This is a genomic window from Yoonia sp. (assembly GCF_046498525.1).
Classification (GTDB): Bacteria; Pseudomonadota; Alphaproteobacteria; order Rhodobacterales; family Rhodobacteraceae; genus Yoonia.
The window spans coordinates 1-18,729 of sequence record NZ_JAWOAN010000270.1 but is presented as its reverse complement, the minus strand read 5'-3'; the positions used below and the strand labels follow the sequence as shown (position 1 = coordinate 18,729).

The window sequence follows — 18,729 nt, the reverse complement described above, 5'->3', positions numbered from 1 at the left end:
ACGCCGGCGCAGAACCCGCGCGGGGCAGCGAGATAAAGAGTGAGAGGTGGTTTGGTCATCTTGAACTCCGGTTTGCACACCAGAGGTAAGGCTTTGACACTGGTAGGTCCAGCGTCAGTTGCTGCGACGCATTGAGGCGCGGGTTGATGCGCCCCGATGCGTCTGCAGGTTATGTCTCTTGCGAGACTTCTTCACGATCTGTTTCCGCGCGCGGCTCGCGGGTCGGTCTGCCAACGACATCGCGCAGTTCGTCCAGCTCGATGAAATTGTCCGCTTGGCGGCGCAGGTCGTCCGCAATCATTGGTGGTTGGCTGCGAATCGTCGAAACAACAGAAACACGGACGCCCTTGCGTTGCAGCGACCCGACCAGTGGCCGAAAATCGCCGTCACCCGAGAACAGAACGACGTGATCAACATACGGGGCCAATTCCATCGCATCGACCGTCAGTTCGATGTCCATGTTGCCTTTCACCTTACGGCGACCCATGCTGTCCGTGTATTCTTTTGCGGGCTTCGTCACCATCGTGAAGCCGTTGTAGTTCAGCCAATCCACCAGTGGGCGGATCGGTGAGTATTCGTCATTTTCAAGCAATGCCGTGTAATAGAATGCCCGAAGCATTTTCCCGCGACGCATGAATTCCTGTCGCAAGAGTTTATAGTCGATGTCAAAGCCAAGCGATTTCGCTGCGGCATATAAGTTTGAGCCATCGATGAAAAGCGCCAAGCGCTCGTCCCGATAAAACATGGGGTGGTCCTTCCAAAAGCCAATCCTGTGCTGTTGTTATTCAGTGCGTGTTGTTAGGTTGCGCAGGAAAGCCGCATACGTAATGTTTTGGGACAAAGAGGCAACCCACACTAATGAGCAATCAAAGCCAATTTGCGCTGATTTCCCTTGGTAGCAACGAGGATTCACTGTGGGGTGACTCCCGGCAGACTGTCCAAAAGGCTATGTTCGCAGTTGGTGAACTATCGGAAAAACCAGCCGATTTGAGTGCTCTGTACGCGAATCCTGCGTTTCCCGCAGGCGCTGGTCCTGATTTCGTGAATGCCGCAATGGTTCTTTTCACAAAACTGTCAGCGCCCGATTTATTGACCCGATTGCATGAGATCGAGGCCACTGCGGGGCGGAAACGCAACCGGCGATGGGGGCAGCGCACGTTGGATTTGGATTTGATCGCACTGGGCGATACCGTCTTGCCGGATTCAAAGACGCAAGCTGTTTGGCGGGGCCTTTCACCGCAGGATCAGCAGACAATGACACCGAACGAGATCATCCTTCCGCATCCGCGCTTGCAGGACCGTGCCTTCGTCCTTGTGCCGATGCTTGATGTTGCTGCGGATTGGGTGCACCCCTTGCTGGGCCGCTCGATCGCGCAGCTTTGTGCTGATTTGGATGGTGCCGCACGGGCTGAAGTCGTCAGACTGGGCGATGCGCACAAGCCTTGAAAAACTGGGGGAAACCGCCTTTGGACCCCTTGTCAATCAAGAAGCGAGGGGCTAGGTACAAAGCCTCAAATATCCCTCTTGATTGATCGGAGAACGCCAAATGGCCCGCGTCACCGTAGAAGATTGCGTCGATAAAGTTCCTAACCGTTTCGAGCTTGTGATGCTTGCGGCACACCGTGCCCGTGAAATCTCGGCTGGTGCGCCGATCACGGTCAACCGCGATAACGACAAAAATCCTGTCGTTTCGCTGCGCGAGATCGCAGAAGAGACACAACAGGCCGCTGATCTGCGCGAGCGCATGATCGAAGCCAACCAGACGCAGATCGAAGTTGATGAACCTGAAGAAGACAGCATGTCGCTTCTTATGGGTGCAGAAACCGACAAACCTGCCGAAGACGACATGTCGGAAGAAAAATTGCTGCGCGCATTGATGGATGCGCAAGGGCAGCGCTAAGGCCGCTTTTCCGGCCTCAAAAAAATAGGCGCGGGACCAGATGACAACTGCTGACGATCTGATTGCTCTGGTCCGCACCTATAACCCGAATTCAAATCAAGCCCTGCTGCGCGATGCGTTCGTCTTTGGTGCTGAAATGCACGAGGGGCAGTTCCGTCACTCCGGAGAGCCGTATTTCACCCACCCTTCCGCTGTAGCCGCTATTCTGGCCCAGCAGCAGATGGATGATGCGACGCTTGTCACCGCTTTGCTGCATGACACGATCGAAGATACAAAGGCATCCTTCGCTATGGTGGAGGAGCGGTTTGGTCGCGAGATAGCTGAACTGGTGGATGGCGTCACCAAGTTGACGAACCTCCAGCTGACGTCCTCGCAGACGAAACAGGCCGAAAACTTTCGCAAACTGTTCATGGCGACATCGCGCGACTTGCGCGTGACCTTGGTCAAACTGGCCGACCGCCTGCATAACATGCGCACGATCAAGTCGATGCGGCCGGAAAAGCAGGCTCAGAAAGCACGCGAGACGATGGACATTTTCGCGCCACTGGCCGGCCGGATGGGTATGCAGTGGATGCGCGAGGAATTGGAAGACCTGTCCTTCCGTGTACTGAACCCTGAAGGGCGCAATTCCATCATCCGGCGCTTTATCATGCTGCAACGGGAAACCGGTGACGTGATCCAGAAGATTACGGCAGACATGCGTGTCGAATTGGAAAAGGCCAACATTACGGCCGATGTCCTTGGGCGTGCCAAAAAGCCTTACTCGATCTGGCGAAAGATGCAGGAAAAGGATCAGGGCTTCAGTCGCTTGTCCGACATCTACGGTTTCCGCGTCATCGTTGCGACAGAGGCTGATTGTTACCGTGTTCTGGGGGCCATTCATCAGCGCTGGCGTGCGGTACCGGGCCGGTTCAAGGATTACATCAGTCAGCCAAAGTCCAACGGCTATCGCTCGATTCACACCACTGTGTCCGGTCGCGACGGCAAGCGGGTCGAGGTCCAGATCCGGACGCGCGAAATGCATGAAGTCGCGGAAACCGGTGTTGCGGCGCATTGGTCCTACAAGAACGGTGAGCGGGTCGAGAACCGGTTTGCCGTTGATCCGGTACAATGGATTTCATCTCTGACCGAACGTCTGGATGAAGATCAGGATCACGACGAATTCCTCGAAGCGGTCAAGCTGGAGATGTATCAGGATCAGGTATTCTGCTTCACGCCCAAGGGTGACGTCATCAAACTGCCGCGCGGGGCGACCCCGATCGACTTTGCCTACGCGATCCATACGCGGATCGGGTCCGCCTGCGTCGGTGCCAAGGTTGACGGGCTGCGCGTGCCACTTTGGACAAGGCTGAAGAACGGACAGTCGGTCGAGGTTATCACAGCCGAAGGGCAAACGCCGCAGGCCACATGGATTGATATCGCCGTCACAGGCCGGGCCAAGACAGCAATTCGCCGTTCGTTGCGCGAGGAAGACCGCGAACGTTTTGTAAGGTTGGGCCGCGAGCTGGCGCGTGTGGCGTTTGAAAATGTGGGAAAGAAAAGTACCGAGAAAGCTCTGAGAACCGCCGCCAAAGCGCTTGCGATTGACGGCGTCGAGGAGTTGTTGTCCCGACTTGGCAGCGCAGAGATTACCGCGCGCAAAGTGGTTACCGCGATCTATCCTGAACTGGAACATACCCAAGGCGAAGAAATCGACCAAGGTCGTGCGGTCGTCGGACTGGCACCGGATCAGGTGCAGCAACGGGGCGCGTGCTGTCAGCCTGTGCCGGGCGAACGTATTCTTGGCATCACCTTTCGCGGACATGGCGTGGTCGTACATGCCATTGATTGCGCAGTACTGGCCGATTACGAAGATCAACCTGAACGCTGGATCGACCTGCATTGGCAGGAAGGCACCCATGGAGCGGTCAATACCGTCACCTTCGACGCGACAATCGCCAATGATTCTGGCGTGCTGGGACGTATTTGCACATTGATCGGCGAACAAAATGCCAATATCTCTGACCTTAAGTTTATCGATCGCAAGCCGGACTATTTCAGGTTGTTGATCGATGTTGATTTGCGGGACGCCGAACATTTGCACAGGGTGCAGACCGCGCTTGAGGCTGAAAGCAACGTGTCTACGATTGCGCGGCACAAGGATCCCGGGCTTGCCGCACTGGGCGCGGGAACATCTCGCAGAGAGGGATGACGGGAATTGGTTTTCAAGCGCAGGGATAGACGTGCGATCTGGCAGATCGTGCTGGATTTCTTCTATCCCCGAGGCGGCTGGACCCGTGCATTTGAATACGTCAAGCACCGCGTCCGGCGTTTGCCAGATACGCCGGAAAAGATCAGCCGTGGTATCTGGGCCGGTGTTTTTGTCTGCTTCACGCCGCTTTTCGGCCTGCATTTCGTCTTTGCCGCGATTATCGCCCGGTTGCTGCGCGGAAACATATTCGCGGCAATCATGGCGACGTTCTTTGGTAATCCGCTGACCTTCCCGCCGATAGGTTTCTTGTCGATCTCTCTGGGGTCGTGGATGTTGGGTCTGCCACCGGGGCGCAACGATCATCTGGGCCAGAAATTCGCGGATGCCAGCTATGATCTTTGGTACAATATCGTTGCGGCCTTTACACCTGACCGCATCAACTGGCGGGGATTAGAGGTGTTTTACGATGATGTGTTCTTTCCTTATCTTGTGGGCGGGATACTTCCCGGGGTGGTGACAGCGACGATCGCCTACTATCTGTCAGTGCCAGTGATCGGCGCCTACCAGATGCGCCGTAAGAAAGCGTTGCTGGCAAAGCTTGACCAGTTGAAGAAAAAGACATCACCTACGGATGAAACCAGCAACTAGACCGCCGACGACAATGGAATGCCCGATATGACCAATAAACTGCGCCTTGGCGTGAACATCGACCACGTGGCAACTGTGCGCAACGCGCGGGGGGGCACCATGCCCGACCCCGTCCGTGCAGCAGTCATGGCAGAGAAGGCAGGTGCCGACGGCATAACGGCACATTTGCGCGAGGATCGCCGCCATATCTCGGATGCCGATATCGAGGCCTTGATCACAGCGCTCAAGGGTCCGTTGAATTTCGAAATGGCCGCCACCCAAGAGATGCAGGCAATTGCGTTGCGGCACAAACCGCATGCAGTCTGCATCGTGCCGGAAAAACGTGAAGAGCGGACGACAGAAGGCGGGCTTGAGGTTGCACGCGAAGAGAATGCGCTGGCGCACTACATCGCGCCCTTGCGCGAGGCGGGATGCCGTGTGTCGATTTTCATTGCCGCCGATCAGCGCCAGATCGAAGCGGCGCACCGGATCGGTGCGGAAGTCATCGAACTTCATACCGGCGCATATTGCGATGCGTACGCCGAAGGTCGCTTTGACGACTACGACGCAGAATTGCGCAAGCTGACCGACATGGCAGCCTTTGCCGACAGCCTTGGGCTGGAGGTGCATGCAGGCCACGGTCTGACCTATGATACCGTCGCCCCTATTGCCGCCTTGCCGCAGGTGATTGAACTCAACATCGGGCACTTCATCATTGGTGAAGCAATCTTCCGCGGTCTGACACCGGCAATTTCTGAAATGCGTCGCCTCATGGATGAGGCGCGCGCGTGAGCGAGACGGCACAAAGCACTGTCACTCCAGTAGAAAAGGCAGCGATGCAGGACGTGGTGGAACGCGCTTGTGCGCTTCATGACGCCGGCCATGATATTGTGTTCACCGCCGCCGTTGTTCTGGATGACGAAGTCATCGCAACGGCCCGCAACGAGGTAGGCGATACCGATGATCCCAGTCGCCACGCAGAAGTCGTGGCAATCGCACGTGCCGCCAAGGCCGCCGGTGACCGTGATCTATCGGGCGCAACTTTGATCGCATCATGCCAGCCGTGCGAAATGTGCCTGTCCACTATGCGCTGGGCTGATATCGGCCGCGTGATTTTTGCTGCCCAACAAGCACATATCTCTGACGCGTATTTCCGTTTTCCGGGGCTGACGATCAGGGATTTTCACGCCGCTTGTGACGGAAGCTTCTCGTGGGAAGGCGGCGTCGATGAAGACCGTGTATCACATATCTACGTGGCAAAGGGGTCCTGATGATACATCACATCGTCATGTGCACGCTCAGGGCGGACCACGATCCTGCAGAATTGCAAAAGGTGATGGAGGGGCTTGATGCACTGCGTAATACCCTTTCGGGCTTTTCGCATTTCACCCATGGACCCAATCAGGATTTTGAAGGGCTCTCGACAGATTGCCATTATGCTTTTGTCTGCCAGTTCGCGGACGCACCCGCGCTGCGGCACTACGTGCAAGACCCGGGTCATCGTGAACTTGGGAAACGCCTGCTTGCTCTTTGTGAAGGTGGCGTCACAGGATTGAGGGTTGTCGATATGGCAGAGACCGCATGATCCTTGGCGTTGGAACCGATTTGGCAAACATAGACCGCATTGCGGGAACACTGGACCGTTTTGGGGATCGGTTTCGCAACCGTGTGTTCACAGACATCGAACAGCGCAAATCGGAACGCCGTAAAGATGTTGCAGGGACCTATGCTAAAAGATGGGCTGCGAAAGAGGCATGTTCAAAGGCGCTGGGCACCGGCCTGCGAATGGGGATTGCCTGGAAAGATATGGCCGTATTCAACCTTGGCACTGGTCAGCCTATGATGGCCGTCACCGGCTGGGCAAAAGATCGCCTTGATCAGATGACCCCGGAAGGCCACGAGGCCATCATTCACGTCACCTTGACCGACGATCATCCGTGGGCACAGGCCTTTGTCGTAATCGAGGCGCGTCCCATCGCTTGACAGCACAGGCGTGCGCCCTCATGTAGCCTCAAACTACAACAAGGAATAGGCAATGGCCGAAAAGACAGGATTTTTCCACTGGCTGATCGACACTGGGAAAACGGTGTTCTGGGCACTGGTCATTGCCGGCATCTTTCGCACTCTCTTCTTTCAGCCGTTCTGGATTCCGTCAGGATCAATGAAGGACACGCTGCTGATCGGTGATTTCCTTTTTGTGAACAAGATGGCCTATGGTTATTCCTACGCGTCATGCCCGTCGATCCGTATTCCGCAGGTCGGTATCGATCTGGGGGCCGATGATTTCTGCGGCTTTATCGAAGACCGCGAAGACCGTATTTTCGGGTCTGATCCCGAACGCGGGGATATCGTGGTCTTCCGCCATCCTGTCGATGGCCGCGACTTTATCAAGCGCTTGATCGGTACCCCCGGCGACCGCATCCAGATGATCGACGGTGTTTTGCATATCAACGATGAAGCTGTCCAGATCGAAGAGGCGGGGACCTTCACCGAAATCATGGAACCGCAGGGCCCGTTGGGGCTGCGGCCGCAATGCGCCAATGGCGCGGTCGGTTTTGGTGCTGTCTGTGAAAAGCCCCGGTTTATCGAAACGCTGCCAAATGGCGTGAGCCATTCAATTCTGGATATCGCAATGCGTCCTACTGACAATACGGGCGTTTTTACGGTTCCGGAAGATCAGTTCTTTTTCATGGGTGACAACCGCGACAACTCCACTGATAGCCGCGTTTCCCAAGCAGCGCGCGGTGTCGGATTTGTAGACCGCAAGGATATCGTCGGTCGGGCAGATCGGGTGATATTCTCGTCCGGGGGCCGATCCATGCTGGCGTTCTGGACATGGCGTTCCGACCGTTTCTTTAAGGCGCTCGATTGAAGCTCTCAGCCGAACTCAATGCCTTTTCGGAAAGGCTCGGGCATAGTTTTGCCAAACCAGAGATCCTGATCCGCGCGGTCACGCACTCTTCGATTGTAAGTCCTCATCGCGATGACAACCAGAGGTTGGAATTTCTGGGTGATCGGGTCTTGGGGCTGGTGATGGCAGAGGCTTTGCTGAATGCTGATCCGTCAGCTCCAGAAGGCCTGCTCGCACCGCGCTACAACGCGCTGGTCCGTCGTGAAGCCTGTGCCGACGTGGCACGCCAGATTGACCTCGGAGAGGTCCTTAAGCTGGGTCGGTCCGAGATGAAATCGGGCGGGCGCCGCAAAGAGGCACTTTTGGCCGACGCCATGGAGGCGGTGATTGCCGCAATCTTTCAAGACGGCGGATTTGATGCTGCGCGCGACGCGATCCTGCGCCTGTGGGGTGATCGCATCCATAACGTCGCCGCCGATGCACGTGACGCCAAAACCGCGCTGCAGGAATGGGCGCAAGCACGCGGCGAGGTGCCGCCGCAATATATCGAGGTGTCGCGCACTGGACCGGACCACCAACCCCAGTTTACCATTGAGGTACGTTTGGCGTCCGGCCTCTCCGAGCAAGCGACAGCCGGGTCCAAGCGCCACGCTGAACAGGCTGCGGCAACTGCTCTTTTACAGAAAGTCGACACATGACTGACGCCCCCACTAAAGCCGGTTTTGTTGCCCTGATCGGTGAACCCAACGCTGGCAAATCAACGCTCTTGAACCGGATGGTTGGCGCGAAAGTGTCGATCGTCACCCATAAGGTGCAGACCACGCGTGCGCGTATTCGTGGCGTTGCGATGGCAGAGAATGCGCAGTTGATCTTTGTCGATACGCCAGGGCTTTTCAAGCCGCGCCGCAGGCTTGACCGTGCAATGGTTGCAGCCGCCTGGGGCGGGGCGGCTGACGCGGATGTTGTGGTGCTGATGATCGAAGCGCATCGCGGCGTTTCAGATGGTGTAAAAGCAATCCTTGAGACGCTGTCAGAAAGGGCAGGAAAGTCACCCGTCGCGTTGGCAATCAACAAGATCGACAAGGTGAAGTCCGAGGTGTTGTTGGCCCTGACCAAACAGATGAACGACGCCTTCCCCTTCGCCGAGACATTCATGATTTCCGCAGAGCGCGGTCATGGCTGTGATACCTTGCGTGATTGGCTCATAACGCAAGTGCCTGAAGGTCCGTTTCTGTATCCTGAAGACCAGATAGCCGATCTGCCGATGCGGATGATAGCCGCAGAGATGACGCGCGAAAAGCTGACGCTGCGCCTGCATCAGGAACTGCCGTATGAATTGACGGTAGAAACCGAGAACTGGGAAGAACGCCCCGATGGTTCTGCCCGAATTGACCAGTTGATCTATGTGGCCCGCGATGGTCACAAGGGGATTGTGCTGGGCAAGGGGGGCGAAACGGTCAAAGCGATCAGCCAGGCATCGCGGCTCGAATTGGAAGAGTTCCTCGGCCGCCGCGTGCACCTGTTCGTAAAGGTCAAAGTCCGGCCAAACTGGCTGGAGGAATCAGAGCGCTATTCTGAAATGGGCCTTGATTTCAAAGATGGCAACGTTTGAGGCTGACAGCAGACATCTGGGTTTCGGCCTATCTGACGCGGTTGAGGCTTCTTGAAATACCCGCATTTGTCGTGAAACGGGGCGATAACACGGCAGGTGCGGTCCTTATCAAACTCAACACGCTGGACGGACAGGCCCGGTGTTATCAGCGCAGCTTTGATTTGATGACAGGTGAGCGCAAGTGGATGGTTCTGGTCGAAGGTGACGAGACGGAGGTCGATGCCTCAATCGTGAAACAACGCAGTTTCGATCCTGATCTGTGGGTGATCGAGGTCGAGGACAAAGCGGGTCGTCATCTCTTGGACGAACCGGGGCTTGATTGACTTTTATGTCGGAGGCATCTGCCCCCAGTCGACCAACGACAGCTTGCAAGTGCAACGCATCCGGTCTGTTATATGGCTTATGTTGAGGGCTGTCCAAGATGATTGAGTGGCGTTCGGAAGCGGCCTTGCTTGCGGCCCGTCCCTTTGGCGAAACCTCGGTGATCATCGACGTGTTCAGCGCGGCCTACGGCCGACATGCAGGCGTAGTCCGGGGTGGTACCAGCCGCAAGTTGGCGCCGGTCCTGCAACCAGGCGCACAACTCTTCGTCACATGGAAGGCACGGCTGGAAAGTCACTTGGGCAGTTTCACGGTCGAACCGGTCCGCAGTCGCGCCGCGACCGCCATGGGGGATCGCCTCGCCTTGGCGGGATTGAATGCCGTTTGCAGTTTGCTGGCGATGGTATTGCCCGAACGCGAGGCACATGCACCGCTTTATCAGCGTACTATCGCACTGCTTGATTTGCTGGGGCAATCAGATGTCTGGCCGCTCGCCTATCTGCGTTGGGAGCAGGCCTTGTTGGAAGAAATGGGTTTCGGGCTGGACCTTTCGGCCTGTGCCGTGCGCGGAGTGAATGAAGATTTGATTTACGTCTCACCCAGATCAGGGCGGGCCGTCAGCCGTGACGCGGCGGGCGAATGGGCCGACCGGATGCTTCCCTTGCCAGAGGTTCTTGCCGGCAAGGGTGACGCATCGAATGTTGAAATTGCGCGGGCGTTGGGGACCACGGGCTATTTCATAGAGCATCGTTTGGTCAAAGGCCTCGGTGACCGCCCCCTGCCGGCAGCGCGTGCGCGGCTGATTGAAGCGATAGTGCGCGCCGACCCTTCCTAAACAAGCTTTTTTTTATGAAATGCGCCGCGGATGCGACGGCTCCTTTTGGCGCTGCCCTAGTCGATTAACGCCGGGCAGCGCAAAAGCAACCTAGTCAAGCAAACGCCGTGCAATGACCTGAGCCTGAATTTCGGCAGCACCTTCAAAGATGTTCAGAATACGTGCATCACACAGAATGCGGCTGACTTTGTATTCCAAGGCAAAACCGTTGCCGCCATGGATTTGCAGCGCGTTATCCGCACATGCCCAAGCGATGCGCGCACCTAGCAGTTTCGCCATTCCGGCCTCAAGATCGCAGCGGCGGTCGTTGTCTTTTTCATGCGCGCTGAAATAGGTTAGTTGGCGGGCAATCATGATCTCGACCGCCATCATGGCCAGCTTGCCAGAAACGCGCGGGAAATTGATGAGTGACTTGCCGAACTGCTTGCGGTCCTGGGCATATTGCATGCCTACGTCCAGTGCTGACTGGGCAACACCGACCGCGCGGGCGGCAGTTTGAATGCGCGCACTCTCAAACGTCTGCATGAGCTGCTTGAAACCCTTGCCGGTCTCGCCACCCAAAAGGTTCTCGCCCTTGATTGCAAAACCATCAAACGCCAGTTCGTATTCCTTCATCCCGCGATAGCCAAGCACCTCGATCTCGCCGCCGGTCATGCCGGGGGTGGGAAATGGGTTTTCGTCGGTACCGGGTATCTTTTCGGCAAGGAACATAGACAACCCGCGATAATCGGTTGTTTCCGGCTCGGTTCGGGCCAGCATCGTCATTACGTGCGTGCGTGTTGCGTGGGTGATCCAGGTTTTGTTCCCCGTGACTTCCCAGTCGTCCCCTTTCTTGACCGCCCGTGTGCGCAGGCTGCCAAGGTCCGAGCCGGTGTTCGGTTCGGTAAACACCGCCGTTGGGAGGATTTCAGCGGATGCCAGACCAGGGAGCCATTTCTGCTTTTGCTCCTCTGTGCCGCCGCACAGGATGAGTTCGGCTGCAATTTCGGTCCGTGTGCCGAGTGAACCGACGCCGATATAACCGCGCGACAGCTCTTCCGATACGACACACATCGAGGTCTTGGACAGGCCAAAACCCCCATATTCTTCGGGGATAGTCAGGCCGAAAACACCCAGCTCTGCCATTTCGTCGATGATCTCGAGCGGGATGAGTTCGTCCTTGAGATGCCATTCGTGGGCATCCGGTTCGACCCGCTCGATGCTGAAGCGGCGGAACTGTTCGCGGATCATCTCAAGCTCGTCGTCAAGGCCAGAGGCACCAACGGTAATATTCGCGGATTGCTCTTGCATCAGGACGACCAGCCGCGTGCGCGCAGCTTGCGTGTTGCCAGATTGGGTCAGGGTCATCACGGCGGGCTGCATCAGCGCGCGCATGTCGTCTTGAGACAGGCCAATGTCCTGCAAGCGCAGAATTTCGCCTTGGCTCATCGGGATGCCGCCGTAAATTTGCCAGAGGTATTCTCCAAAGGCGATCTGGTGGATCAACTGCTCCACTTCGCCAAACTTGCCGTCCGCTTGCAGGCGTTCGGCCCAGTTCTGCATTTGTCGCAGTGATTGTACGTATGTTGCCAACCAGGCAAGCCCGTGGGACGCTGTCTGGTTTTCTTCGATCAGCTTGCCGGAAATGCGACCGCCGTCTTCAACGGTCGCGCGCACAGCTTCTTTTGCGCGGTTCAAGACATCATCGACAGCAGGAATCGCAGATGCGGTAAGCGACAGCAGGTCTGCCAGAACCGGGTTTTGATTTAACGTCATATCCTGACCATCATGCGCCATTTTGCGACTCCTATCAATTTGCAGGTGCAGAGATAATCACTTTGCAGTTGCAGCGCAATAATTATTCACGCAGATATCTCTGGACGCACAAAAGTGTCGCACCAAATTTCGCGCTGGAATGTGCCACCCAATACCGTAAGAGACGTTATGCCCGAGTTCTTGCCTTTGATCACGCCTGCCATTTTTGCCTTTGCCTTTGCGGTGACAGTGCTGGGTGGTTTTGTCAAAGGTACCGTCGGGTTTGCCATGCCGCTGATCATGATTTCGGGCATGGGTATCCTGATCCCGCCCGAACTGGTCGTGGCAGGTATCATCATCCCGATTGTGATCAGCAACGGTCTGCAAGTGGCGCGATCGGGCGTGGGTCATGCCAAGACTGCATTTAAAGAGCACTGGCGCTACGTGCTGGTGGTTTGTGTGATGATATTGGTTTCGGCGCAATTTGTGCGCAGTATTCCGAGCGATACCATGTTTATCGTTCTGGGTGTGCCTGTTGTCGGCCTCAGTTTGATTCAACTGGTCGGCTGGCGCCCACGGATCACGCCACAGTGGCGGCGACCCTTCGAATGGGTCGCGGGCGGACTGGCAGGGATTCTGGGTGGTTTGGCCGGAACGTGGGGTCCACCGACTGTGCTGTACCTCATCGCGCTTAATACACCGCGGGACAGGCAAATGTCCGTTCAGGGCGTGATATATGGGCTTGGGTCAGTGATGCTCCTATTGGGGCATCTGCAGTCCGGAATATTGAATGCGCAGACATGGAGCTTTTCCGCAGCACTTGTTCTGCCAGCCCTCATTGGTATGTGGATGGGGTTCCGGCTGGGTGACCGGTTCGATCAGGATCGCTTTCGGCGGGTGACACTTTGGATTCTTATCATCGCCGGGGCAAACCTGATCCGGCGCGGTGTCATGGGCTAGCCCAGCCGTGCACGGCGTCCGCAGGCAAGGGTAAGGTGGGTCTTTAACCCACCTTACGTCATACTATCCGATTGCTGCGGCTTTGACGTCATCGTCGATGAAAGGGACGTATTTTTCAAAGTTGTCACTGAACATCGTCACCAGCTTTTCGGCCTGTGCGTCATAGCCTGCCTTGTCTGCCCAAGTATCGCGCGGGTCCAAAAGACCATCATCGACGCCATCGACAGAAACCGGAACTTCAAATCCGAAGTGCACATCCTTGCGGAAGGTGCTTTCGATCAATGTGCCATCCAATGCAGCAGAGAGCAGGGCGCGGGTGGCCCTGATCGGCATCCGCGATCCAGTGCCGTAGGCACCGCCGGTCCAGCCGGTGTTCACCAGCCAGCAGGTCGCGCCGTGGCTTGCGATCTTGTTGCGCAGCAGGTTGCCATAGACTTCCGGCCTGCGCGGCATGAACGGGGCGCCAAAGCATGTGCTGAAAGTCGGTTCAGGCTCTGTCACGCCGCGTTCTGTGCCGGCGACCTTGGAGGTGAAGCCGGAGAGGAAGTGGTACATCGCCTGTGCCGGTGTAAGCCGTGCGATGGGGGGCAGAACACCAAAAGCATCACAGGTCAGCATGATGATGTTCTTGGGGTGCCCGCCCAATGCTGTCTTTGATGCGTTGGAGATATAGTTCAGCGGATAAGCGCAGCGCATGTTTGCGGTCAGGCTGTCGTCTTCGAAATCCAGCTCCAGCGTTTCGGGATTGAATACCATGTTCTCGATAACCGTGTGCGGCATAGAGCATGTCGCGTAGATCTCGGGTTCTGCTTCGGGATCAAGACCGATGGTCTTGGCATAGCAGCCGCCTTCGAAGTTGAAGGTGCCGCGGTCCGACCAGCCATGTTCGTCGTCACCGATCAGAACACGGGTCGGATCGGCGGAAAGTGTCGTCTTGCCAGTACCGGAGAGGCCAAAGAACACGGCTGTATCAACAGGATTTCCAGGTGCATGGTTGGCCGAGCAGTGCATCGGCATGATGCCTTTTTCGGGCAGGATATAATTGAGAAGCGTGAAGACGGACTTCTTATTTTCGCCCGCGTATTCCGTACCGCCGATCAGGATCAACTTCTTTTCAAAGTTCAGCACGATCACAGTCTCGGACCGGCAGCCGTGCTTTTCAGGATCGGCCTGAAATGTCGGGCAGTTGATGATGGTGAAGTCTGGTACGAATGTTTCCAGTTCGGACGCGTCCGGGCGGCGCAGCAAGTGCCGGATGAACAGCCCATGCCATGCGAGTTCAGTAACGACGCGTACGTCCAGACGGTGTTCGGGGTCTGCGCCACCATAGAGGTCTTGCACGTTGTAGGTGCCGCCTTTCATGTGCTCCAGCATATCGGCGTAGAGTACGTCGAACTTGGCCGGATCCATCGGCGGGTTGTTTTCCCACCAGATCGTATCTTTGACACCTTCCGTCTTGACGACGAATTTGTCTTTCGGCGAACGGCCTGTGTGCTTGCCTGTCGTAACAAGCAACGTGCCGCCTTTACCGGTCACGCCTTCGCCGGCGGCGATTGCGGCGTCATGCAATTCAGCTTCAGAGCGGTTGTAATAGACGTAACCCAGCCCTGTGATGCCTTGATCTTCAAGTTTCATCGACGGGTTGACCTTACTTTGGTCCATGGGTTCGCTCCTTATTGACATGGCCGATGCGGCCAGCGATTACCTCTCATAGCACCAAGTTTTCAAAGGCCGATACCCTAGTTTCACTTCGTTAGCGCAACCATTTTGATGTTAGCGCAACCAAAGCGCGGTGCCGCCAAGACAGTATAGCGCATCCTGCGGGAATTCGGCAAAATTAACGCAAATAAGGCAAATCGGCGCTGAACACTGAGTTAACTGTTGATTCGCCTATGTAAAACGGTGAAAAGTCTTCGGTAGCGTCACAAAGAGCGCCCAGCATTTCCAACGAAGGGGTTCCACCATGTCGAGAATTGCACTTGTAGATGATGACAGGAACATCCTCACGTCTGTTTCCATGACCCTCGAGGCAGAAGGTTTTGAGGTCGAGACTTATAATGACGGCCTCTCTGCGCTTGAGGCTTTCAACAAGCGTATGCCTGATATGGCCGTTTTGGACATCAAAATGCCACGGATGGACGGAATGGATTTGTTGCAGAGATTGCGGCAAAAGACATCGATGCCCGTTATTTTCCTGACATCCAAGGACGATGAGATCGACGAAGTCCTTGGTTTGCGGATGGGCGCGGACGATTACGTAAAAAAGCCATTTTCTCAGCGTTTACTTGTTGAACGAATCCGGGCGCTCTTGCGCAGGCAAGATGCGATCGCCGGGGAAGAGATCGAGGAAACCGAGGACACCAAAGTCATGGTCCGCGGTGAGTTGGTGATGGACCCGCTGCGTCATGCAGTTAAGTGGAAAGGGAAAGACGTATCCCTTACGGTAACGGAATTTTTGTTGTTGCAGGCGCTTGCCCAGCGACCCGGCTTTGTCAAAAGCCGCGATCAGCTGATGGATGTTGCCTATGATGACCAAGTCTACGTGGACGATCGTACGATCGACAGCCACATCAAACGGCTGCGTAAGAAGATGCGCAACACGGATAACGAGTTCTCTGCGATCGAGACCCTGTATGGCATCGGGTACCGCTACAACGAAGAGTAAGTCATGACGGCAGCGCCGAAGATTGACGTACGCGATCTCAGGTCCGTGCGCGCCGCTGCGCGCACGCCGGATCTTGTTTTGGGTGCCGATTGGGTTGATCCTGATCTTGTCACCGAAGACATTGAGGTTGACGAAATTCCCGGTGGTCGTCTTTTTGCGCTGCGCCGCTCACCGATTGCCCGCAAGATTATCACGTTCAACCTGATCGCTTTGATTTTGCTGATTTCGGGCGTGCTCTACCTTAGCCCGTCACGTGATAGTCTGGCGTTTCAGCGTGCGAACGGCCTTATCAATGAGGCACAGTTGATCGCCGATGTCTTTGAAGCGCAACTGCCAACGGTGGCCCCGGTCAATCTGGTGACCGCCGATGGCATCAACCCGATAGCGACGCTGGAAGGGCTCAACCTGCGCGGCGGAGTCGAGGTTTCGGTTTTTGCGCCCGATACTACCCTTGTTGCGCGGGCAAGTGGCAGCCTTGATCCCGAAGAGATCGCAGAGCTCGAAAAGCAGACCGGCGGCACGTTCATCTTGGATTTCCTGATTTCGATCTGGGATGGGGTGGTCAGTCTCGGCGCGGTTGGCGAAGGTCAGGTCAGCGAAGAGCAGGCACTTGTTCAGCTGACCCAAGAAACCATCCGCGAAGCAATTGCGAACGGGACCCAGTTGGAAGCGTCGAAAATTAATGGTGCAAACAGCTTTGTCGTAACGACGCCGATCCTGCGTAATGGCGTGGCGGTGGGTGTTATTGCGGTCACCACGGCAGCGGGTGAGGTCGACGGCCTTGTCAGCCGTGAACGCGAGCAGTTTCTGCGGCTTTTCTTTGTCGGTGTGCTGGTCAGTGTCGGCCTTAGTCTTGTGCTTGCCTCTACAATTGCCAACCCTCTGGCACAGCTTGCGACAGCTGCTGAAGCGAGCCAGGAAAAGAACGCGCGCAAGATGTCGCCTGGCCGTGTCCGTATCCCTGATCTCAGTGGTCGCCCTGACGAAATTGGCCGTCTGTCCGCAGCCTTGCGCAGCATGGTATCGGCGCTTTACGAACGCATTGAAGGCAATGAACAATTCGCCGCAGACGTAGCCCATGAAATCAAGAACCCATTGGCGTCACTTCGTTCTGCGGTTGGCACGATGCGCGTTGCAAAACGCGACGATCAGCGCGAGCGCTTGCTTGAGGTAATCGAGCATGATGTGAAGCGTCTTGACCGATTGGTCAGCGATATCTCGAACGCGTCGCGTCTTGATAGTGAGCTGGTCAAGGAGGAGGAGGAATCCTTTGATCTGATCAAGATGCTTGGTAACATCGCAGAGTTTTTGGGCAAGGATGCAAAGCTGCGCGGTGTTGATTTTGTCGCGGACCTGCCGGAAGGCAAAATAATCGTCGAAGGTCTCGAAGGTCGCATGGCACAGGTGTTTGTGAACCTGATCACGAATGCGATTTCATTCTGTGAAAAGGGTGATGCTATTCGTATTTGGGCACGTACCCGTCAGAACAGAGTGCTGATCGTCGTCGAAGATACAGGCCCCGGCATCCCGGACGATGCATTGACCAAGATTTTCCAACGTTTCTATTCAGAGCGTCCCGAAGGGCAGTTCGGCAACAACTCAGGTCTTGGGCTGGCAATTTCAAAACAGATTGTCGAGGCACATGCAGGTGCGATCTGGGCCGAAAATATTCGCCCCACGGATGCTGACCCCACCTCCGAACCGCTTGGCGCCCGCTTTGTGGTCGGTTTGCCGATCTAGGACAATGTCTCATGAGCACAGCCGATAGCCTGCACGCAACCTGCGTGGCGTGGGATGATCGCGCAGTCCTCATCATCGGTGCGTCTGGCGTGGGAAAGTCCGGTTTGGCTCTGACACTGATGGCATTTGGCTGCACCTTGGTTGCGGATGATCGCGTCAGCTTGCAATTACGCGAAGAGGCCGTTTACGCGCGCTGTCCTGGCAAGATCGCGGGTCTGATCGAAGCAAGGGGCCTTGGCATACTGAAAGCAGAGCATGTACCCGATGCACAGGTGGTCTTGGCCGTGGATATGGACCAACGTGAAACAGAGCGACTGCCGCAGCGCCGCTATTTAAGTCTTCTCGATTGCAATCTGCCCTTGATCTATCGCGTTGATGCGCCACACTTTGCATCTGGAATTATGCAGATCCTCAAAGCTGGTTGGAGCGATAGATGACCGAGTCAGGTCCGGACCCGATGAAAGCAGCCGCCGCTGTGGTGCTGGTGACAGGTCCGTCGGGTGCAGGTCGCTCAACCGCGATCAATGCGCTTGAAGATCTGGGGTACGAGGTCATCGACAATTTACCATTGTCCCTGCTGCCGCGTTTGCTTGACGGGCCTCCGCCCACGCGACCATTGGCGTTGGGGGTAGATGTGCGCAATCGTGATTTCAGCACGGCGGCCTTGATTGATGCGATTGACCGACTGGCCGGTAAGGGGCAGCTGACGGCGCAGGTGCTTTATATGGATGCCGCGGAAGAAGAGCTTGTGCGTCGATATTCGGAGACGCGCCGCAGGCATCCGCTTGCGCCTGCCGGTTCCCCCTTGCAGGGCATCGCGGCCGAACGTGAATTGCTGATCCCCATCCGGGCCCGTGCAGATGTGCTGATTGATACGACGGGCATGTCGCCGCATGATGCCAAAGCAGAAGTGGAACAGTGGTTCGGAACCGGGGAAGGACGCAAGCTTGGCGTCACCCTGCATTCTTTTTCCTACAAACGCGGACTTCCGCGCGGTATGGATATCGTGATGGATTGCCGCTTCTTGCAAAACCCCCACTGGGAAGAACACCTCCGACAGTTGGATGGACGCGATCCTGCTGTGGCGGCCTATGTCTTTGCTGACCCGCGGTTTCCTGCATTTTTCAAGCAGGTAAAGGGGCTGATCGATCTGCTGCTGCCTGCGCATCGTGATGAGGGAAAGGCCCATCTTTCGATCGGCTTTGGCTGTACCGGCGGGAAACATCGTTCCGGGGGAATGACAGAACGATTGGCGATACTACAGGTGTCTTTGGTGATCAGATTGAAGAACGC

21 protein-coding genes are annotated in these 18,729 nt (G+C 56.3%); 18 read left to right on the top strand and 3 right to left on the bottom strand.

The genetic code is table 11. The features are described from left to right. Window positions 1–169: 169 nt before the first annotated feature. A complete protein-coding gene (locus R6T97_RS16055; protein WP_410350290.1) occupies window positions 170–745 on the bottom strand; it encodes an NYN domain-containing protein in 576 nt (191 codons plus the stop codon). Window positions 746–858: 113 nt separating this feature from the next. Between R6T97_RS16055 and folK the strand changes: the two genes are divergently transcribed. From folK to recO, 13 genes are all read left to right on the top strand, one after another. Next, on the top strand, window positions 859–1,446 hold the full coding sequence (folK, locus tag R6T97_RS16050; protein WP_410350289.1) for a 2-amino-4-hydroxy-6-hydroxymethyldihydropteridine diphosphokinase: 588 nt from the start codon (window positions 859–861) through the stop codon (window positions 1,444–1,446). Between the two features lie 100 nt (window positions 1,447–1,546). Beyond that, window positions 1,547–1,900, top strand: a complete 354-nt coding sequence (gene rpoZ / locus R6T97_RS16045; protein ID WP_373410780.1) for a DNA-directed RNA polymerase subunit omega — start codon at window positions 1,547–1,549, stop codon at window positions 1,898–1,900. A gap of 40 nt (window positions 1,901–1,940) precedes the next feature. Then, the gene (locus R6T97_RS16040; protein WP_410350288.1) at window positions 1,941–4,091 is read left to right on the top strand and encodes a RelA/SpoT family protein; all 2,151 of its coding nucleotides are present in this window, start codon (window positions 1,941–1,943) and stop codon (window positions 4,089–4,091) included. A 6-nt stretch (window positions 4,092–4,097) separates the two neighbouring features. Next, complete coding sequence (locus R6T97_RS16035) at window positions 4,098–4,739, top strand: DUF2062 domain-containing protein (RefSeq protein WP_410350287.1); 642 nt, start codon at window positions 4,098–4,100, stop codon at window positions 4,737–4,739. A 27-nt stretch (window positions 4,740–4,766) separates the two neighbouring features. Next, window positions 4,767–5,510, top strand: coding sequence for a pyridoxine 5'-phosphate synthase (locus R6T97_RS16030; RefSeq protein ID WP_410350286.1), 744 nt, complete (start codon window positions 4,767–4,769; stop codon window positions 5,508–5,510). Then, the gene (locus R6T97_RS16025; RefSeq protein WP_410350285.1) at window positions 5,507–5,989 is read left to right on the top strand and encodes a deaminase; all 483 of its coding nucleotides are present in this window, start codon (window positions 5,507–5,509) and stop codon (window positions 5,987–5,989) included. Before R6T97_RS16030 ends, R6T97_RS16025 begins: the two co-directional genes overlap by 4 nt. Then, window positions 5,989–6,303: a Dabb family protein gene (locus tag R6T97_RS16020; RefSeq protein ID WP_410350284.1), complete on the top strand. Its 315-nt coding sequence runs from the start codon at window positions 5,989–5,991 to the stop codon at window positions 6,301–6,303. Before R6T97_RS16025 ends, R6T97_RS16020 begins: the two co-directional genes overlap by 1 nt. Beyond that, on the top strand, window positions 6,300–6,701 hold the full coding sequence (gene acpS / locus R6T97_RS16015) for a holo-ACP synthase (protein WP_410350283.1): 402 nt from the start codon (window positions 6,300–6,302) through the stop codon (window positions 6,699–6,701). Before R6T97_RS16020 ends, acpS begins: the two co-directional genes overlap by 4 nt. 52 nt (window positions 6,702–6,753) lie before the next feature. Then, window positions 6,754–7,590 (top strand): signal peptidase I, encoded by an 837-nt coding sequence (gene lepB, locus R6T97_RS16010; protein ID WP_410350282.1) that lies wholly within the window; start codon window positions 6,754–6,756, stop codon window positions 7,588–7,590. After that, the gene (gene rnc, locus R6T97_RS16005; protein ID WP_410350281.1) at window positions 7,587–8,267 is read left to right on the top strand and encodes a ribonuclease III; all 681 of its coding nucleotides are present in this window, start codon (window positions 7,587–7,589) and stop codon (window positions 8,265–8,267) included. Before lepB ends, rnc begins: the two co-directional genes overlap by 4 nt. Then, window positions 8,264–9,181 (top strand): GTPase Era, encoded by a 918-nt coding sequence (era, locus tag R6T97_RS16000; RefSeq protein ID WP_410350280.1) that lies wholly within the window; start codon window positions 8,264–8,266, stop codon window positions 9,179–9,181. Before rnc ends, era begins: the two co-directional genes overlap by 4 nt. After that, window positions 9,178–9,504, top strand: coding sequence for a DUF1491 family protein (locus R6T97_RS15995; RefSeq protein ID WP_410350279.1), 327 nt, complete (start codon window positions 9,178–9,180; stop codon window positions 9,502–9,504). The genes era and R6T97_RS15995 overlap by 4 nt, the downstream gene beginning before the upstream one ends. Window positions 9,505–9,602: 98 nt before the next feature. Continuing rightward, window positions 9,603–10,337, top strand: a complete 735-nt coding sequence (recO, locus tag R6T97_RS15990) for a DNA repair protein RecO (protein WP_410350278.1) — start codon at window positions 9,603–9,605, stop codon at window positions 10,335–10,337. A gap of 90 nt (window positions 10,338–10,427) precedes the next feature. Here the strand turns inward: recO and R6T97_RS15985 are convergent, their stop codons facing one another. Beyond that, entirely contained in the window at window positions 10,428–12,113 is a 1,686-nt protein-coding gene (locus R6T97_RS15985; protein ID WP_410350277.1) for an acyl-CoA dehydrogenase family protein, read from the bottom strand. Between the two features lie 147 nt (window positions 12,114–12,260). Here R6T97_RS15985 and R6T97_RS15980 point away from each other — a divergent pair, with 147 nt between their 5' ends. Continuing rightward, the gene (locus R6T97_RS15980) at window positions 12,261–13,031 is read left to right on the top strand and encodes a sulfite exporter TauE/SafE family protein (RefSeq protein WP_410350276.1); all 771 of its coding nucleotides are present in this window, start codon (window positions 12,261–12,263) and stop codon (window positions 13,029–13,031) included. Window positions 13,032–13,094: 63 nt separating this feature from the next. Here R6T97_RS15980 and R6T97_RS15975 read toward each other — a convergent pair whose 3' ends face one another. Further along, entirely contained in the window at window positions 13,095–14,693 is a 1,599-nt protein-coding gene (locus R6T97_RS15975; protein ID WP_410350275.1) for a phosphoenolpyruvate carboxykinase, read from the bottom strand. A 301-nt stretch (window positions 14,694–14,994) separates the two neighbouring features. Here R6T97_RS15975 and R6T97_RS15970 point away from each other — a divergent pair, with 301 nt between their 5' ends. The 4 genes from R6T97_RS15970 to rapZ form a co-directional block, all read left to right on the top strand. Continuing rightward, on the top strand, window positions 14,995–15,696 hold the full coding sequence (locus R6T97_RS15970) for a response regulator transcription factor (RefSeq protein WP_008232971.1): 702 nt from the start codon (window positions 14,995–14,997) through the stop codon (window positions 15,694–15,696). A gap of 3 nt (window positions 15,697–15,699) precedes the next feature. Next, window positions 15,700–17,436, top strand: a complete 1,737-nt coding sequence (locus tag R6T97_RS15965; protein WP_410350274.1) for a sensor N-terminal transmembrane domain-containing protein — start codon at window positions 15,700–15,702, stop codon at window positions 17,434–17,436. 11 nt (window positions 17,437–17,447) lie between these two features. Beyond that, window positions 17,448–17,873: an HPr kinase/phosphorylase gene (locus R6T97_RS15960; RefSeq protein ID WP_410350273.1), complete on the top strand. Its 426-nt coding sequence runs from the start codon at window positions 17,448–17,450 to the stop codon at window positions 17,871–17,873. Then, the coding region (gene rapZ / locus R6T97_RS15955; RefSeq protein WP_410350272.1) for an RNase adapter RapZ at window positions 17,870–18,729 on the top strand (860 nt) is incomplete at its 3' end. The genes R6T97_RS15960 and rapZ, both read left to right, overlap by 4 nt.

Bases quoted from the DNA above. Each gene is read 5' to 3' on its own strand.
- R6T97_RS15975 (WP_410350275.1), bottom strand. From the start codon at position 14,693: ATGGACCAAAGTAAGGTCAACCCGTCGATGAAACTTGAAGATCAAGGC.
- R6T97_RS16030 (WP_410350286.1), top strand. From the start codon at position 4,767: ATGACCAATAAACTGCGCCTTGGCGTGAACATCGACCACGTGGCAACT.
- era (WP_410350280.1), top strand. From the start codon at position 8,264: ATGACTGACGCCCCCACTAAAGCCGGTTTTGTTGCCCTGATCGGTGAA.
- R6T97_RS15980 (WP_410350276.1), top strand. From the start codon at position 12,261: ATGCCCGAGTTCTTGCCTTTGATCACGCCTGCCATTTTTGCCTTTGCC.
- R6T97_RS16055 (WP_410350290.1), bottom strand. From the start codon at position 745: ATGTTTTATCGGGACGAGCGCTTGGCGCTTTTCATCGATGGCTCAAAC.
- acpS (WP_410350283.1), top strand. From the start codon at position 6,300: ATGATCCTTGGCGTTGGAACCGATTTGGCAAACATAGACCGCATTGCG.
- R6T97_RS16040 (WP_410350288.1), top strand. From the start codon at position 1,941: ATGACAACTGCTGACGATCTGATTGCTCTGGTCCGCACCTATAACCCG.
- R6T97_RS15960 (WP_410350273.1), top strand. From the start codon at position 17,448: ATGAGCACAGCCGATAGCCTGCACGCAACCTGCGTGGCGTGGGATGAT.
- R6T97_RS15985 (WP_410350277.1), bottom strand. From the start codon at position 12,113: ATGGCGCATGATGGTCAGGATATGACGTTAAATCAAAACCCGGTTCTG.
- recO (WP_410350278.1), top strand. From the start codon at position 9,603: ATGATTGAGTGGCGTTCGGAAGCGGCCTTGCTTGCGGCCCGTCCCTTT.
- R6T97_RS15970 (WP_008232971.1), top strand. From the start codon at position 14,995: ATGTCGAGAATTGCACTTGTAGATGATGACAGGAACATCCTCACGTCT.
- R6T97_RS16020 (WP_410350284.1), top strand. From the start codon at position 5,989: ATGATACATCACATCGTCATGTGCACGCTCAGGGCGGACCACGATCCT.
- folK (WP_410350289.1), top strand. From the start codon at position 859: ATGAGCAATCAAAGCCAATTTGCGCTGATTTCCCTTGGTAGCAACGAG.
- lepB (WP_410350282.1), top strand. From the start codon at position 6,754: ATGGCCGAAAAGACAGGATTTTTCCACTGGCTGATCGACACTGGGAAA.
- rpoZ (WP_373410780.1), top strand. From the start codon at position 1,547: ATGGCCCGCGTCACCGTAGAAGATTGCGTCGATAAAGTTCCTAACCGT.
- R6T97_RS15965 (WP_410350274.1), top strand. From the start codon at position 15,700: ATGACGGCAGCGCCGAAGATTGACGTACGCGATCTCAGGTCCGTGCGC.